We start from the raw sequence: 16105 nt of genomic DNA on the forward strand, positions 1-16105 counted from the left end.
GCCCCTCGTCAGTTCAGCTCGACCTCACGACTGGTCCGGCCATCGCTCGCCCGGGCGCGCAAGAGCACGCGGCCCGAGGCGCTGAAGGCCTTCGAGTACGTCGACCAGGTGCGTCCACCATTCACGGAGTACTCGATGGCGAAGCCCGGGTAGCGCACGTTGGCGTGCACCTTCCCGCCCGAGCGCTGCGCCCCCGGCAGCGGGATGCGGTAGTTCACGCCGACGCTCCCGGTCAGCTCGCCGCGCAGGTCCACCGGGCGGTAGGCGCTCAGCCGAGGCAGCACGGCCTGGCCCAGGCTGTTGGCGAAGCGGGCCCACAGCGCGGGCATCTGGTCGGGCGCGGGCAGGTCCGGGTTCCACGCGCGCTCCGCCACGCCGAGAATCTTCGGGAACGCCAGGTACTCCATCACCTGCGGCGACTTGAGGTTCTCGCCGAAGAGGAGCCCGTGCATGCCGATGATGTTCTTGCGGCCCTCCGCCGTGAGCTTCTCCTTGGTGGCCCAGGTGCCCGGGTCGATGGCGTTGCCCATCCGGTCATGCGTGCCATTGACGTACACGTCGAACGGCCGGTACTCGAAGGTCTTCTTCTCGTCGACGAAGTTGGCCCAGTAGTAGCCCGGCTCGTCCGGGTCCTTGTTGTAGGCCAGATCCATGTAGAGGTTCGTCGCGTGCGACAGAATCACGCGATACCCCTGGTTCGCGTACTTGTACGCGTCATCCTCGCGGCCCCAACCCCAGACATTGCTCCACGGCATGGGAATGAAGCCCGGCAGGGTGAGCCCGTGGTGGATGATGTCGTCCCAGCCCGTCGCCGCCGCGCCCGTCGCGGTGATGATGCCGCCCCAGCGCTGGAAGAAGCGGTTGAAGAGCTGCGTGTCGCTCAGCTCCCGTGTCTCCGGGTTCGCCTTGCACAACGGCGAGCCCTGCCACCAGACGTTGCCCGCCAGCGACGGCAGCTCGTCACCACCGGCGTGGACGGCCACCAGCTTCGCGCCCGGAACCGCGTCGTGCCGGGCCTTCAGCTCCTGCGCCACCTTGGTCAGGAACGCATACGTCGTCTCGAGGCACGGGTTGACGAAGTTGTCCGTGTACATCTGCACGCTGGTGTGTTTCGACGTGTCCGCCGGGTCCACCAGCCGGTACTCCGCCGCGCGCACCGGGTCCGTGTCCTTGAGCGTGTGGTAGCGATGCTCCATCGACTTCACCGCGGCACGGGCATGTCCGGGCATGTCGATTTCAGGAATCACGTCGATGTGACGCTCGGCCGCGTACGCGAGAATCTCCTCGTAGTCCTTCACCGTGTAGTAGCCGCTGCCGTCGCCGACGAAGTTGAGCGTCGCCTGCTCGAAGCCCTGAAAGCGCGGCGCCACGCCTCCGTTGGCCTCGGTGGCCGTGCGGGCCTTGAAGGCCACGCGGTCGCCGGAGTCCAGGTCATTGCCGCTGCCCATGCCCATCTGGAGCATGGACGTCTCCTTCAGGTCATAGCCGCGCTTCGAACCGTAGGTGGTCAGCTCCGGGATGCCCGGAATCTCGATGCGCCACCCCTCGTCGTCCGCGAGCCGCAGGTGCAGTGCGTTCACCTTGTAGTGAGACAGCACGTCCAGCAGCTTCTTCACCGTCTGCTTCGTCTGGAAGTGCCGCGAGACATCCAGGCTCATGCCCCGGTAGGAGAAGCCCGGCACGTCGGTGATGTGCACCTCCGGGAGCGTCACCTCCGTCAGCCGCTCCGCCGGATTCGCGGAGGCCTGGTATGCCTCCGCCGGCACCAACTGCCGCAGCGTCTGGATGCCGTAGAAGACCCCCGCCGCGTCGGCGCCCACCACCGACACGCCGCGGTCATCCACCTTCAGCGAGTACCCTTCCGCGTCCTTCGCGCCGTCCCCGTCCACGTCGAGCGAGGCGTCGATGCTCAGGTGGATGGTGTCGCGGCCGTCGTCCTGGCCCGACTCGCGCGTGGTGATGGGAGAAGCGAGCACGTCTCCGAGCGCGGCGGCCAGGTAGGCCGCCTCCCCCGTCAGCCCCGGCGCGTGGCCGATGGCCACCGAGCCCCGGAGCGCCACGCGGCCCTCTCCCACCACCACGTCGCGCGGCGAGGGGAGCAACCGCGCCTTCAGGTCCAACGACTGGAAGGACGGGTTCTCCGCGTAGCGCAGGCCCGGCGTCTGCACGGGCATCACGTCGCCCTCGAAGCGCGTGGTCTGCTTCGGGTCCGCCGCGTTCAGCTTCACGGTGGCGGGCACCGCGACGGAGAGGTCGTCCTGGAAGGGGCCGCCCTCGAAGACGACGTGGAACGCGGCCGGGGCGTCGGCCTTGAGGATGGCCCAGTCGGAGGCCAGCACCGACACCGTGCGCTTCTGCCCCGGCTTGACCGGGACGAAGTTAGGGAGCGGCTCCAAGACCCAGTAGTCGCCGCTCTTCGCGTCACTCGCCTTCGAGATGCGGATGCCCTGTGCCGCGAGCGCCTGGATGCCGGTCTCGTCCCCCTCCCCGTCGTCGAGGATGCGGCGGACGAAGCTGAAGTAGAGCTTCCATCCGCTCGAGCCCAGCTCCCGTGAGCCCTTGTTCTGGAGCGTGAACTCCGAGCGGAAGAACTTCCAGCTTCCCACCGAGTTGTCCACCGGCACCCACTCGACGGCGAGCTCCGTCGGGTTGCGACAGCCGGTCAGGAACAACGACATCACCACGAGACTCGTCAAAAGGCGTTTCATCGGAGACTCCTTTCACGACGTTGAATGCGGCACTGCCGAAGGGGGTTGGGGTGTGAGAGACGGCGTGGCGGCGGCTAGAGCCACCACTCGACGCGAGCGCCCAGGTAGTGGCCCACGCGCGAGTCGCCGACGGACTGGAGGTACGGCGAGATGAGACGGTCCACGGCGGCCTGGTTGTGGATGGCCAGCGTGTAGAACAGGCGCAGGTGGGGACGCGCCCAGACGTCGCGCTTGCCGGTGGGGACCAGCGTGGGCACCAGCGACAGCTTCGTCACCGTCGCGTACTTCTGCTGACCCTGGCGGAAGCCCTGGAAGCTGGCCTCGTTGACCAGGTGGAACTGGTCGTGGAGGTACAGCGTGCTCTGCGCGCCCACCGCGTACTCGACATACCGGTCGGCCTCCGCGCCGCTCGCGCCTCGGCCCGCGTGCAGGGTGCCGTAGGCATTCACGCTCACCAGCGGGTTGATGTTGTAGAGCATGTGGTTCACCACCTCCACGCCGTACGCGCCGGAGAAGCGGCCGTTGGGCGCGGCCAGGCCGTAGGTGTTCCAGGTGGGAACACCGCCCAGGCTGCCGTTGGCGATGCGGCTGCCGAAGCGCACGGAGGTGTCGTTGAAGCTGCCGTTGCCCATGTCCATGTGGAACTTCGCGCCCAGGACGGCGCCCTGGTCCGCGGGCTGGACGGCCGTGTTGTTGGAGCCGGAGAGGGTCGTCTCCGGCAGCCGGTGGAACTCCGCCAAGAGGTGCAGCGAGTGCTTGGCCTCGAAGTTCTTCACGTACTGGCCCACCACCACCGTGCGCTGGCGGCGGCGGTCCGGCTTGCCGTCACCGTCCACGTCCACCACGTACTCGGACAGGCTGGCGGACGTCTGGAGCAGCACCGCCAGCTCCAGCGGGCCGTAGCCCACGCCCACGCCCTGCGAGGACAGGTTGTTGAAGTACCAGTAGTCCGCCAGGTACACGTTGGTGCCGCGGTAGAAGCGCACGCCGCCCCAGAACCGCAGGCCGGGGACCACGATGTTGCCCGCCGCGACGTACGCCTCACCCAGCTCCGTGGCCAGCGTCGAGCTGAAGCGGTTGCTCGTCAGGCCGATGAAGAGGCCGTTGTCTGCCCACATCGCCGGCGTCAGCACCGCGTAGGCATAGGGCGCGTCCGGGCCCGCGTCCGCGGCGGGCTTGAGCAGGTGGAACTTCATGGTGAGCTCCAGGTAGTCGCCCTCCTCCAGGCGGCCACCCACGGAGCGCCCCGTGAGGTTGAAAGTCTTTCCCTGGATGAACTCACCGCTCGTGGGCGCCCAGCCCACCCCGACGCGGCCATACATGGAGAAGTCCAGCCGCTCCGACAGGGATTGAGCCCGCGCGGGGAGCGACAACATCACTGCGAGCGCCAGCAGCCACAGGCGCGAGGAACCCACTACGGACGACGAGATTGAACAGCCACGAGCCATCATGGTTGAACCCCCGGACAAGGCACGGCCAAGAGCCTCTTTCCGAGAAAGAGGCTCGAATGGTTTGAAATGGGTTATGGAAATCGACTGCTAGAGCATCGAGCGGAGCTCATCCGCGACACGTTCCGCGGTGGGCCCCAGGATGACCTGCACACTGCCATTGACGGGCTTCACGACGCCCCGCGTTCCCAAGCCCTGGAGCTTCGCGTCATTCACCAGATGGGAGTCCGCGACGCTCAGCCGCACGCGGGTGGTGCAGCTGTCCACGACGCGCACGTTGCTCGCGCCGCCCAGCGCGTCCAGCATGGCGCGCGCCAGCACGCGGTGCTCGGAGCCCGCGGGGGCCGCGGCGTTCTGGAGGGCGCGCTTGACCTCCGTGGCCAGCTGGTCCGCCTCGGGTCCGATGATGACCTGCACGCTGCCCTTCGCCGGGCGCAGCACGCCTCGGGCGCCGAGCTGCTTGAGCGCGGACTCGTCCACCCGCTCGCTGTCCACCACCTGGAGGCGCAGCCGCGTGGTGCAGGCATCCACTTCCTTCAGGTTGCCGAAGCCCCCGAGCGCGCGCAGGTACGCCTCGCCCCGGGCCAGCGCCGGCACGGGAAGCCCCGGTGCCACCGCGCCCGAGTCGACCGAGGCTTCCGTCTCGTCCTCGCGGCCCAGCGTCTTGAGGTTGAAGCGGGCGATGACGAAGCGGAACACGCCGTAGTAGACGCCCGCGTAGGCGAAGCCCACCGGCAGGAGCAGCAGCGGCTGCGTGGCCAGCTTGTAGTTGAGCACGTAGTCGAAGAGACCCGCGGAGAAGCCGAAGCCCAGCTTCACGTTGAGCAGGTTCATGATGACGTGCGACAGGCCCGTGAGGACCGCGTGCAGCAGGTAGAGCGGCGGCGCCAGGAACATGAAGGCGAACTCCACCGGCTCGGTGACCCCCGTCAGCGCCGCGGTGAGCGCCATGGAGAGCAGGACGCCGCCCACCTTGGCGCGGTTCTTCTTGGGCGCCGCGTGGTACATGGCCAGACACGCCGCCGGCAGGCCGAACATCATCACCGGGAAGAAGCCCGCCATCATCGCGCCCGCGGACGGGTCTCCGGCGAAGAAGCGCTTCAAGTCCCCCGTGGCGCCGTTGAAGTCGCCAATCACGAACCAGGCCAGGTTGTTGATGATGTGGTGCAGGCCCGTGACGATGAGCAGCCGGTTGAAGAAGCCATACAGGAACAGGCCCAGGCTGCCGGCGGACACCACCGCGCGGGAGGCGCCGTCCAGCCCCGCCTCCACGACGGGCCAGCCAATACCAAACGCCAGGGCATATCCCAGACACACGAAGCCGGTGATGATGGGGACGAACCGGCGTCCGCCGAAGAACGCCAGGTAGTCCGGCAGCTTCATGTCCTTGAAGCGGTTGTAGAGCAGGCCCGCGGTGATGCCGGAGAGGATGCCCACGGGGGTGCTGATTTTCGACGCCAGCTTGGCCTTGAAGTTCACCAGGGCCAAATCACGAGCGGCGCCGTCCAGGCCCGCCAGCATGTCGGCGGGAGCGGAGACCATCACCTTGGTGCCTTCGATGACGATGAAGTAGCCCACCGCGCCCGCGAGCGCCGCGGCGCCGTGGTTCTCCTTGGCGAAGCCCACCGCCACGCCCACGGCGAACAACAAGCCGAGGTGGGAGAAGATGGCGTCTCCCGCCGCGGCGACGAACGCCACGTTCAACAAGTCCGGCTGTCCCAAGCGCAGCAAGAGGCCCGCGATGGGTAGCACGGCAATGGGCAGCATCAACGCGCGCCCGAGCTGCTGCACTCCAGCAAACGAGTTGCTCACCACGACGTACCTCCGTTGTTGGGGCCGGGCTCAGAGCCCAGGCCAGGTGCTCGACACCAGAGCGCGGACCGCCTCCGCGCTCTCCAGCTTCAGGGCCTCGCGCGCCACCTGCTCGCAGCGGGGCAACGACAACGTGCGAATGAACGCCTTCAGGTCGGGGACGACCGCGGGCGTGGCGGAAAGCTCCGTGACGCCCAGCCCGATGAGCAGCGGCGCCGCCCGAGGCTCCGACGCCACGCCGCCGCACACCGCCACCGGCCGTCCGCGCAGACGCGCGCCCTCCACCGTCTTCGCCACCAGCCGCAGCACGCCCGGGTGCAGGCCATCCAGCCGCGCGGCCAGGTGCGGATTGCCGCGGTCCACGGCCAGCACGTACTGCGTGAGGTCATTGGTGCCGATGGACAGGAAGTCCGCGTCCGCAGCGAGCTGGTCCGCGAGCACCGCCGCCGCGGGCACCTCCACCATCGCCCCCACCAACACGGGCGTGGAGATGCCCAGCGCCTGGCGCTCGGCGTCCACCATGGCGCGCACGGCGCGCAGCTCCGCGCGGGTGGTCACCATCGGCACCATGATGCGGCAGACCCCCGCGGGCCGGACGCGGAGGATGGCGCGCAGCTGCGTGCGCAGCAGCTCCGGCTCCCGCAGCGACACGCGCACCCCGCGCAGGCCCAGCACCGGGTTGTCCTCGTGCGGCAGCGGCAGGTACGCCAGCGGCTTGTCCCCGCCGACGTCCAGCGTGCGGATGACGACGTGGCGTCCGCCCATCGCGTCGGCGATCTCCTGATAGCGCGCCAGCTGCTCGTCCTCGCTGGGCGCGCGCACGCGCTCCAGGAAGAGGAACTCCGTGCGGAGCAGGCCACAGCCCTCCGCGCCCTTGTCGCGCGCCGTGACGGCCTCACCCGGCCGGCCCAGGTTCGCGACGACTTCGATGCGCACGCCATCCGCGGTGCGACAGTCCTCATGCGCCGTGGCCAGGTGCGCGCGGCGGTGGGCGGCGCGCGCCTGCATCGCGCGGCGGGTGGCCTCGCGCGTCTCCTCGGTCGGGAAGACGCGCACCTCGCCCCGGTCTCCATCGAGCACCAGCGGCGCGCCCTCGGGGATGGCCAGCACCTGGTTCCCCATGGCCACCACCGCGGGCAGGCCCATGCCCGCCGCGAGGATGGCCACGTGGGAGGTGGGCCCGCCCCGCGCGGTGCAGATGCCGGCGATGCGGTGCGGCTCCAGCGAGGCCAGCTCGGACGGCAGCAGCTCGTCGGCGATCAGGATGGCCTCGGGCGGCAGCACCGACGGCACTCGCGAGCTGGCCTCACCCGTCAGCACGGCGACGACCCGGCGAGCCAGGTCGTGCAGGTCACCCGCGCGCTCGGCCAGCCGCGCATCCTCCAGCCCCAGCAGCACGGCGGCCTGTCGCTCCATCACCGTGCGCCAGGCCCAGGCCGCGGAGCGCCCGGCGGTGATTTCCTTGCCCGCGGCATCGGCGAGCTCCGGGTCCTCCAGGAGCGCCAGGTGCGCACGGAAGATCTCCACGCGCGCGCCGCCGCCGCCGGGGGCCCCCGCCATGGAGTCCTCGAGCTCACGGCGCACCCGCGCGAGCGCCTCCGTCAAGCGCTGCTCCTCGCGCGCCACGCCCTGTCCCTGCTCCGGCAGGTCCACGGGCAGGTCCACGACGCGCACCGCGCGGCCCACCGCGGAGCCGGGCGAAGCGACGACGCCCTCGAGCAGCAGCTCCTTGCCCGGCTGGAAGATGGGGACGGCGACGGGCATGGGCTTCACGCCGTGCGCGGTGACCACCGGCTCGGCGACGGCGGACGTGGGGTCTCCCAGTCCGCTCGCCACCCACTCCGCCAGCTCCTGCGCGACGTGCTCCGCCGCGTCCCCATCGACCTGGAGCGTGAGCAGGTCGCCATGCGTGGCCCCCAGACCCATGAGCGCGGAGACGCTCTTTCCATTCGCCGTGCGGCCCTGACACAAGACCCGCACCACGCCCGGGTGGAGGCGGGCGCGCTGGGCGAAGGAGGCGGCGGGCCGCGCGTGCAGGCCGTGCGCGATGAGCAGGCGCACCTGCCGCGTCGCTCCGCTCTCCGCCCCGGGCTCCTGCGCCACGGGAGCGCTGGCATTGCCAGAGACGGAGAACAGCGGCTCCCCCACGGAGACCGAGCGCCCCTCCACGCGCTCCGTGACGGTGTAGCCCTCCGCGTTGACCACCAGCATGACCGTCTGGAGGCTGCGCGCCTTGCGCGCGAGCAGGTCCAGGTCGAAGCCAATCAGCACGTCGCCCGCGCGGACCCGCTGACCGGCCTGGACGTGCGCGGTGAAGCCCTCGCCGCGCAGCTCCACCGTGTCGATGCCGATGTGCAGGAGAATCTCCGCGCCCGTCTCCGCGCGCACCGTGCACGCATGCCGGGAGGCATGGACGGAGATGACGACGCCGTCACACGGCGCGCGCAGCTCGGTGGACGTCGGGTCCACCACGACGCCGTCCCCCGCGAGGCGCTGGGCGAAGGCCGGGTCGGGCACCTCCTCCAGCCGCGCGGCCCAGCCGGAGAGGGGCGAGGCAAGCGTCAGCGTGGCGGGCGGAGGAGACGCGGAGACGAGCTTGAGCGAAGGTCCGGGGTTCATGAGGGGTCTGCCTCCTCCGAGGTGAGCGCGGCCAGGGCACGCCGGAGGTTTCCCCCGGCGCGAGTCAGGACAGCGTCCGTGCGCGCCTCGTCCAGGCCCGCCAGGCCCAGCACCGCGCGCTTGACGGAGCCATGAATCGTGAGCGCCGCGGCGGCGCGGGCCTCGTCCACCTTCGCCAGCCGGGAGACCATGGCCACGCAGCGCTGACGCAGCTTCGCGTTCTCCGGTCTCACGTCGACCATGAGGTTGTCGAAGACGTGCCCCAGCCCCGCCATCACGGACGTGGAGAAGAGGTTCAGCATCACCTTCTGCGCCGTGCCCGCGCCCAGCCGCGTGGAGCCCGCGATGACCTCCGCGCCGGTGGCCACGACGACTTCGTACGCGGCGACCTTCGCCAGCGCGGAGCGCGCCCGGCACACCAGCGCCACCGTGAGCGCGTCCCGGCTGCGCGCGACATCCAGCACGCCCACCGTGAAGGCGCTGTGCCCGCTGGCGGAGACGCCCAACACCACGTCCTCCGGCCCCAGCTCCGCCGCGCGCGCCTTCTCGCGGCCCGCCTCCTCGTCATCCTCCGCGCCGCCGTCGAAGCCCCGCGTGAGGTCCAGCCCGCCCGCCATCAGCACGCCCAGGCGCGAGGTGGGCCAGTCGAACGTGGGGCCCAGCTCCAGCGCGTCCAGCGCCGCCAGCACCCCGGAGGAACCCGCGCCCGCGTACACCAGCCGGCCCTCGCCTCGGGACAGCCGCTCCACCGCGGCGTCCACCGCGGGGCTCAGCGAGGGCAGCGCCGGCAAGCAGGCCGCCACCGCCCGGGACTGACCGCCCCAGAGCGCCTCCAGCATCTCGGTCGTGCCCCAGGTGTCCAACCCCTGGAAGCGACGAGCCATGTGCTCCGTCTCCTCCGCCATGACTGTGACCCCCCGCGACAACTGGTATCAAACTGGACTCAGAGATAGTACCAGCAAAAATCCGGTTTTCAAGGAGTAGTCCGCGTTTTCATGAGACGCACCGCATCACGCCCACCTCGTGTGTTGCACATTTGATAGAAGATTCAGCCACTTAGAGTGGTATCGTACCGGTATTTTCAGGGTGGTCGGGAATAGCGTCTGGTGCTATAGTGGTATCCAACTGGTTCGAAAGAACGGAGAGGAGACCCCGCGGTGGACACACGCAGAGCCGACCCCTTCGACAAGGGCGCGATTTCGAGCACGCTGCCCATGCCGCTCTATCTCCAGCTCGCCCGGCACCTGCGAGGCCTCATCGTGGGCGGCCAGCTCGGGCACCTGGATGCGCTCCCTGGAGAGCGGGAGCTGGTGGAGAAGTTCGGCGTCTCGCGCGTCACCGTGCGCAAGGCGCTTCGGGAGCTTCAAACGGAAGGACTGCTGCAGCAGCGCCAGGGCGCGGGCACGTTCGTCAACCGCGTGCCGTACGTGGAGCAGCGGCTGTCGTCGCTCACCAGCTTCTCCGACGACATGGCCTCGCGAGGACTGTCCGCGGGCTCGGTCTGGTTGCAGCGCGTGGTGACGATGGCGACGCCCGAGGAGACGCTGGCCCTGGGCCTGAGCCCCGGCGCGACGGTGAGCCGGCTGCACCGGCTGCGCACCGCGAACGAGGCGCCCATGGCGCTGGAGCTCGCGGTCATCCCCACGCGCTTCCTGCCGGACCCGCGCACGGTGGAGGGCTCGCTGTACGGCGTGCTGCGAGCACGCGGCTTCACGCCGCATCGCGCGCTCCAGCGGCTGACGGCGGTGCGGCTCACCTCCGACCAGGCGGACCACCTGGGCGTGCAGGAGGGCACGGCGGCGCTCTACATCGAGCGGCGCACGATGATGGAGGACGGCACGCCGCTGGAGCTGGTGCGCTCGCAGTACCGCGGTGATGCGTACGACTTCGTGGTGGAGCTGAACATGAGCGGGGGCTCCGGGCCCCAGGAGCCCAACCGATGACCCCCTCGCCGCCTCTCCCCGTCATGGCCAAGGAGGCCGCGCAGGCCGCGGAGGTCGCGCGGCTCCAGCTCTCGCTCGGGGACGACGCCTTCGCGGAGCTGGGCGAGCGGCTTCGCCGCCATCCTCCGCGCTTCGTCGTCACGTGCGCGCGGGGCAGCTCGGACCACGCGGCCGTCTACGGCAAGTACCTCATCGAGACGACGCTGGGGCGCGCCGTGGCCTCGGTGGGCCCCAGCGTGGCGTCCATCTACGGCGCGCACGCGCTGGACTTGCGCGACGCGCTCTTCATCGCCGTCTCGCAGTCGGGGCGCAGCCCGGACCTCTTGAAGATGACGGAAGCGGCGCGAGCGGGAGGCGCGCTCGTGGTGGGGTTCGTCAACGAGCCCTCCGCGCCCCTCGCCGCCCTGTGCGACGTGAGCCTGCCGCTGGGCGCCGGCCCCGAGAAGAGCGTCGCGGCCACCAAGTCGTATCTGCTCTCCGGCCTCGCGTTCCTGAGGCTGGTGGCGCACTGGTCCGCGGACGCGAAGCTGCGCGAGGCCGTGGCCGCCTTCCCGGAGGCACTGGAGTCCGCGCGCGCGCTCGACTGGTGGCCCGCGCTGGAGACGCTGACCCACGCGCAGAGCCTGTACGTCGTCGGCCGAGGCAGCGGCCTGGGCGCGGCGCTGGAGCTGGCGCTGAAGCTCAAGGAGACGTGCCGCCTGCACGCGGAGGCGTTCAGCGCGGCGGAGGTCCTCCACGGTCCCCTGGGCCTGGTGCGGCCCGGCTTCCCGGTCATCGCGCTGGGGCAGGAGGACGGCTCCGCGGAGGGCACGCGCGGCGTGGTGCGCCGCATGCTGGAATTGGGCGCGGACGTCCGCTCCGTGCTCCCGGTGCCCGGCGCGGCGGCGCTGCCCACGGTGCCCGGGGTGCCGCTCGCGCTGGCGCCGCTGTGTCAGGTGCAGAGCTTCTATCTCGCGGTCCATCGGCTGGCCACCGCGCGGGGCCTGGACCCGGACGCGCCCGCCCACCTGCGCAAAGTCACGGAGACCGTGTGATGAGACAGCTCCTCTCGGGCGCACGAGTCTTCACCGGAGAGCACCTCCTCGAAGGGCACGTCGTGGTCCTCGATGCCGGGCGCGTCGCGGCGGTGGTTCCGCGCGAGGACGCACCGGTGGGCCTGACGACGCGGGTGCTGCCCTCCGAGGCGCTGCTCGTGCCGGGCTTCATCGACATCCAGGTGAACGGCGCGGGCGGCGTGCTGTTCAACGAGTCGCCCACCGCCGACGCCGCGCTCGCCATCGCGGCGACCATGCGGCGAACGGGCACCACGGGCCTGTTGCCCACGTTCATCACCGACGAGCCCCTGCGGACGACACGCGCCTGTGAAGCCGCCTCCGCCGCGCTGTCGCGCCCCGAGGGCGGCGTGCTGGGCATCCACCTGGAGGGCCCGTTCATCAGCCCCAAGCGCCCCGGCGTCCACGAGCCGCGCTACATCCGAGAGCCGGACGAGGGCATCGTCGAGCGGCTCGCCTCGCTCGCGGAGCGGCTCGCGCGCTCGGGAGGACGGCTCCTGATGACGCTGGCGCCCGAGCAGGTGGAGGACCCGGTCATCCGCAGGCTCACCGCCGCGGGGGCGGTGCTGGCCGCGGGCCACACGGCGGCCAGCCACGAGCGCGCGATGCAGGCCGTCGCGGCGGGCGTGAGCGGCTTCACGCACCTGTTCAACGCCATGCCCCCGGTGTTCAACCGCGAGCCCGGCCCGGTGGTGGCGGGCTTCAGCGCCGACGAGGCGTGGTGCAGCGTCATCGTGGATGGCGTCCACGTCCACCCCGCGAACCTGCGGCAGCTCTTGAAGGCCAAGCCCGCGGGCAAGGTCGTGCTCGTCACGGACGCCATGCCTCCGGTGGGCACGAAGGAGACGACGTTCGTCCTGTACGGCCGCACCATCCTGCGACGCGAGGGGCGGCTGGTGACCCAGGACGGGACGCTGGCGGGGGCCGACATCGACATGGCGTCGGCGGTGCGCAACTGCGTCCAGTTGCTCGACGTCCCGCTCGAGGAGGCGCTGCGCATGGCCTCGCTCTACCCCGCGCGCGCGCTCGGCCTGGAGAAGCAGCTGGGGCGCATCATCCCGGGCCACCGCGCGGACCTCGCGCTCATCCAGCCCAACCTCTCCGTCCAGGCCACGTGGGTGGCTGGAAATGAGCAGTGGCACTGAGCCCCTGACGCGGAGGCGACACCCTCCGCGCGCGGCACGACGTCGCATGAAACACATCACACCTCGGGGCCTTGAGAGGAATTGACCCTGAAAAATGAGGTGGTGACTCCTTGCTGGAACGGGTTCCCGAGCCGCCGCGCATGGACGCGCGGTGCACATCGGGCTCGCCACCCACCGCAGCCAGGAGAACAAGCATGCGTCGCAGCAAGTGGCTTATCGGAACGTTGGTCACGGCCCTGACGGCGGCCGGATGTGGAGAAGTTCCCACGCAGCAACCCAGCGAGGGCCCCGGCAGCGTGATGAAGGCCCCGCTCCTCGCGGAGTGGGCCGTGGGTGTCTCGTACGCGGTAGGCGCGCAGGTCACCTACGGCGGCAGGCTCTATCAGTGCCGGCTGGCGCACACCTCCCAGGCGGACTGGACGCCGTCCGCGGTGCCCGCCCTGTGGCTGGACCTGGGGACGAGCGGCGGAGACCCGACCGCGCCCACCGTCACGCTGAGCGCCAGCGCGACGAACATCACCGCGGCGGGCCCGGTGACGCTGACGGCCACCGCGTCGGACAACGTGGGCGTCACCCGCGTGGAGCTGCTGGAGAACGGCACGGTGGTGGGCACGAGCAACAGCTACACGCGCCAGTTCACCGGCAACGCGCAGAACGGCACGTACACGTACGTCTTCCGCGCGTACGACGCGGCCGGCAACGTGGGCTCGCAGCAGGTCGTCGTCACCGTGGCGATTCCCGGCACGGGCGACCCGACTCCCCCCACCGTCACGCTGAGCGCCAGCGCGACGAACATCACCGCGGCGGGCTCGCTGACGCTGACGGCCACCGCGACGGACAACGTGGGCGTCAAGCGCGTGGAGCTGCTCGAGAACGGCTCCGTGGTGGGCACCGGCAACAGCTACACGCGCCAGTTCAGCAGCAGCGGGCAGAACGGCACGTACACGTACGTCTTCCGAGCCTATGACGAGGCCGGCAACGTGGGCACGCAGCAGGTCGTCGTCACGGTGGCCATCGGCGGCACCGGCGGCGGCAAGAAGGTGGTGGCGTACTTCACGCAGTGGGGCATCTACGGCCGCAACTACCAGGTCTCCCACATCCCCGTGACGAAGGTGACGCACATCAACTATGCGTTCTCCAATATCTCGGCGGATGGCCGGTGCGCCATCGGCGATGCGTACGCGGACCTGGACAAGGGCGGCGGGTGGCCGGGCGAGTGGGACCCCGGTCAGATTCGCGGCAACTTCCGCGCGTTCAAGGAGCTGAAGAAGTCGCACCCCAACCTCAAGCTGCTCATCTCCGTGGGCGGCTGGACGTGGTCCAAGTACTTCTCGCAGGTGGCCGCGTCCGCGTCCTCGCGCGCCACGTTCGTGAAGTCCTGCGTGGACATGTTCATCAAGGGCCAGTTCCCCAACGTGACTCCGGCGAACGGTGTCGGCATCTTCGACGGCATCGACATCGACTGGGAGTACCCGGTGGGCGGCGGCCTGGGCGGCAACACCAACAGCCCGGCGGACAAGCAGAACTACACGCTGCTGATGCAGGAGTTCCGCACCCAGCTCAACGCGGTGACGGCGCAGACGGGCAAGCCCTACCTGCTCACCATCGCCACGGGCGCGTCGCCGGACCTGCTGGTGAACAAGCAGGAGACGAAGGCCCTCTCCGACACGCTCGATTGGATCAACGTGATGAGCTACGACTACCACGGTGCCTTCGAGCCCACGGTGAACTTCCACTCCGGCCTCCTCAAGGTGGACGGAGACCCGCAGGCGCACACGGGCTTCTACACGGACGGCACCATCGCGAAGATGCTCGAGCTGGGCGTCCTCCCCTCGAAGATTGTCGTTGGTGTCCCGTTCTACGGCCGCGGCTGGGGCAGCGTGCCCAACGTGAACAACGGCCTGTTCCAGCAGGGCGTCCCCACCAAGGGCACCTGGGATGACGCCCAGTCGGGCCTGACGGGTGTGTTCGACTACAAGGACCTGAAGAACAACTACGAGCGCTCGGGCTCCGGCTACACCAAGTTCGTGCACCCGCAGGCGAAGCAGGCCTACGTCTACAACCCGTCCACCCGCGTGTGGATTGCGTATGACGACCCGTCCACCATCAACGCGAAGTCGGACTACATCATCAGCAAGGGCCTGGGCGGCGCGATGTTCTGGGAGCTGAGCGGCGACGACGGCACGCTCCTCAACACCCTCTCCTCTCGCATGCTCCAGTAAGCAGTCCCGTGGCCCCTTCCGGGGAGGCGGAGCACGACTCCAAGCGTGCCTCCCCTCCTCGGAAGCGGGCTGTGTCTGGCTATCGGAGCCTGCGGCACGCGGCCGTCTTCACGGCCAGGTGGACCCGGGCTCCAGGGACGACGGCCAGCTCCCGCACGGAAGCGCCCGTGAGCCGCACCACCCAGCGCACTCCGGCCACGTCCACCGTCGCGGCCACCTCTCCCGCCCCCGCGTCCTCCAGCGCCACCACCGAGCCCGCGAGCACGTTGCGCGCGGAGACGCCCGTGAGCGGCCCCATGGACAGGAGGATGTCTCCGGCGGGCACCGCGTAAGCGGCGCGGGCGCCCTCCGCGAGCTCCGGCGCGTCTGGCACCCACAGCGACAGTCCCTCCGTGACGCGCAGGCGCGTGCCGCCCGCCTCGGGGCGCTCCAGGTGGCCCTCGAGGATGTTCTCCTCGCCTTCGGACTCCGAGGCCAGGAGTCCTCGCGCCGAGGCGCCCAACACCTGCGACGCGGGGCCCGTCGCGCGCACGTGGCCGTCCTCGAGCAGCAGGGCCTCCTTCGCCAGGACACGTGCCTCGCCCAGTTGGTGCGTCACGTACAGCATCGGCACGCGGGCTTCGTCGCGCACGCGCAGCAGGTAGGGCAGCACCCGCTCCTTCAGCGTCACATCCAGCGCGGCCAGGGGCTCGTCGAGGAGGAGCAGCGCCGGGTCCGTGGCCAGCGCGCGGGCCAGCGCCACGCGCTGCTTCTCTCCGCCCGACAGCGTCGCTGGGTAGCGATGGAGCAGCGGCCCCAGCTCCAGCAAGGCCACGGCCTCGTCCACGCGCGAGGACCTTGCAGCGCGCGCGCCATAGCGCACGTTCTCCTCCGCCGTGAGGTGAGGGAACAGCAGCGCGTCCTGCGGCACGTAGCCCATGCGCCGGGCCTCGGGCGGCACCTCCACGTGCGCGGTGCTGTCCAACAACACGCGCCCGTCCACGACGACGCGCCCTCGCGCGCCTCGGCGGAGTCCCGCGAGCACTTCCAACAGCGACGTCTTCCCGGAACCCGAGCGCCCCAGCACCGCGACGGACGCGCCCGCCAGGCGCGCGTCCACTTCCAACGTGAAGCGCGCCAGGGGCAGGCGTACGGACAGCTCCAGGCTCACGAGCGC

Annotated in this window: 10 protein-coding genes; 4 read left to right on the forward strand and 6 right to left on the reverse strand. The window is 70.3% G+C overall.

The window, feature by feature from the left end; translation table 11 throughout:
• Positions 1 to 8: 8 nt before the first annotated feature.
• The 5 genes from MYSTI_RS45540 to MYSTI_RS35975 all read right to left on the reverse strand — a co-directional run bounded on the left by MYSTI_RS45540 (position 9) and on the right by MYSTI_RS35975 (position 9471).
• Positions 9 to 2708, reverse strand: coding sequence for a beta-N-acetylhexosaminidase (locus tag MYSTI_RS45540; protein ID WP_015352769.1), 2700 nt, complete (start codon positions 2706 to 2708; stop codon positions 9 to 11).
• Positions 2709 to 2782: 74 nt separating this feature from the next.
• Entirely contained in the window at positions 2783 to 4123 is a 1341-nt protein-coding gene (locus tag MYSTI_RS35960; RefSeq protein WP_044282536.1) for a carbohydrate porin, read from the reverse strand.
• A gap of 123 nt (positions 4124 to 4246) precedes the next feature.
• On the reverse strand, positions 4247 to 5968 hold the full coding sequence (nagE, locus tag MYSTI_RS35965) for an N-acetylglucosamine-specific PTS transporter subunit IIBC (protein ID WP_233278069.1): 1722 nt from the start codon (positions 5966 to 5968) through the stop codon (positions 4247 to 4249).
• A 30-nt stretch (positions 5969 to 5998) separates the two neighbouring features.
• Positions 5999 to 8587: a phosphoenolpyruvate--protein phosphotransferase gene (ptsP, locus tag MYSTI_RS35970; RefSeq protein WP_015352772.1), complete on the reverse strand. Its 2589-nt coding sequence runs from the start codon at positions 8585 to 8587 to the stop codon at positions 5999 to 6001.
• The gene (locus tag MYSTI_RS35975; RefSeq protein WP_233278070.1) at positions 8584 to 9471 is read right to left on the reverse strand and encodes an N-acetylmuramic acid 6-phosphate etherase; all 888 of its coding nucleotides are present in this window, start codon (positions 9469 to 9471) and stop codon (positions 8584 to 8586) included. The genes ptsP and MYSTI_RS35975 overlap by 4 nt, the downstream gene beginning before the upstream one ends.
• A 273-nt stretch (positions 9472 to 9744) precedes the next feature.
• Here MYSTI_RS35975 and MYSTI_RS35980 point away from each other — a divergent pair, with 273 nt between their 5' ends.
• The 4 genes from MYSTI_RS35980 (at position 9745) to MYSTI_RS35995 (ending at position 14949) form a co-directional block, all read left to right on the forward strand.
• On the forward strand, positions 9745 to 10530 hold the full coding sequence (locus tag MYSTI_RS35980) for a GntR family transcriptional regulator (protein ID WP_015352774.1): 786 nt from the start codon (positions 9745 to 9747) through the stop codon (positions 10528 to 10530).
• A complete protein-coding gene (locus MYSTI_RS35985) occupies positions 10527 to 11564 on the forward strand; it encodes an SIS domain-containing protein (RefSeq protein WP_015352775.1) in 1038 nt (345 codons plus the stop codon). The genes MYSTI_RS35980 and MYSTI_RS35985 overlap by 4 nt, the downstream gene beginning before the upstream one ends.
• On the forward strand, positions 11564 to 12727 hold the full coding sequence (nagA, locus tag MYSTI_RS35990) for an N-acetylglucosamine-6-phosphate deacetylase (RefSeq protein WP_015352776.1): 1164 nt from the start codon (positions 11564 to 11566) through the stop codon (positions 12725 to 12727). Before MYSTI_RS35985 ends, nagA begins: the two co-directional genes overlap by 1 nt.
• Before the next feature lie 194 nt (positions 12728 to 12921).
• On the forward strand, positions 12922 to 14949 hold the full coding sequence (locus MYSTI_RS35995) for a glycosyl hydrolase family 18 protein (RefSeq protein WP_015352777.1): 2028 nt from the start codon (positions 12922 to 12924) through the stop codon (positions 14947 to 14949).
• A gap of 79 nt (positions 14950 to 15028) precedes the next feature.
• On the opposite strand, the gene modC is transcribed toward MYSTI_RS35995, so the two are convergent.
• The gene (gene modC / locus MYSTI_RS36000; RefSeq protein WP_015352778.1) at positions 15029 to 16099 is read right to left on the reverse strand and encodes a molybdenum ABC transporter ATP-binding protein; all 1071 of its coding nucleotides are present in this window, start codon (positions 16097 to 16099) and stop codon (positions 15029 to 15031) included.
• Positions 16100 to 16105 lie beyond the last annotated feature (6 nt).

It is taken from the genome of Myxococcus stipitatus DSM 14675 (genome assembly GCF_000331735.1).
GTDB classification, from domain to species: domain Bacteria; phylum Myxococcota; class Myxococcia; order Myxococcales; family Myxococcaceae; genus Myxococcus; species Myxococcus stipitatus.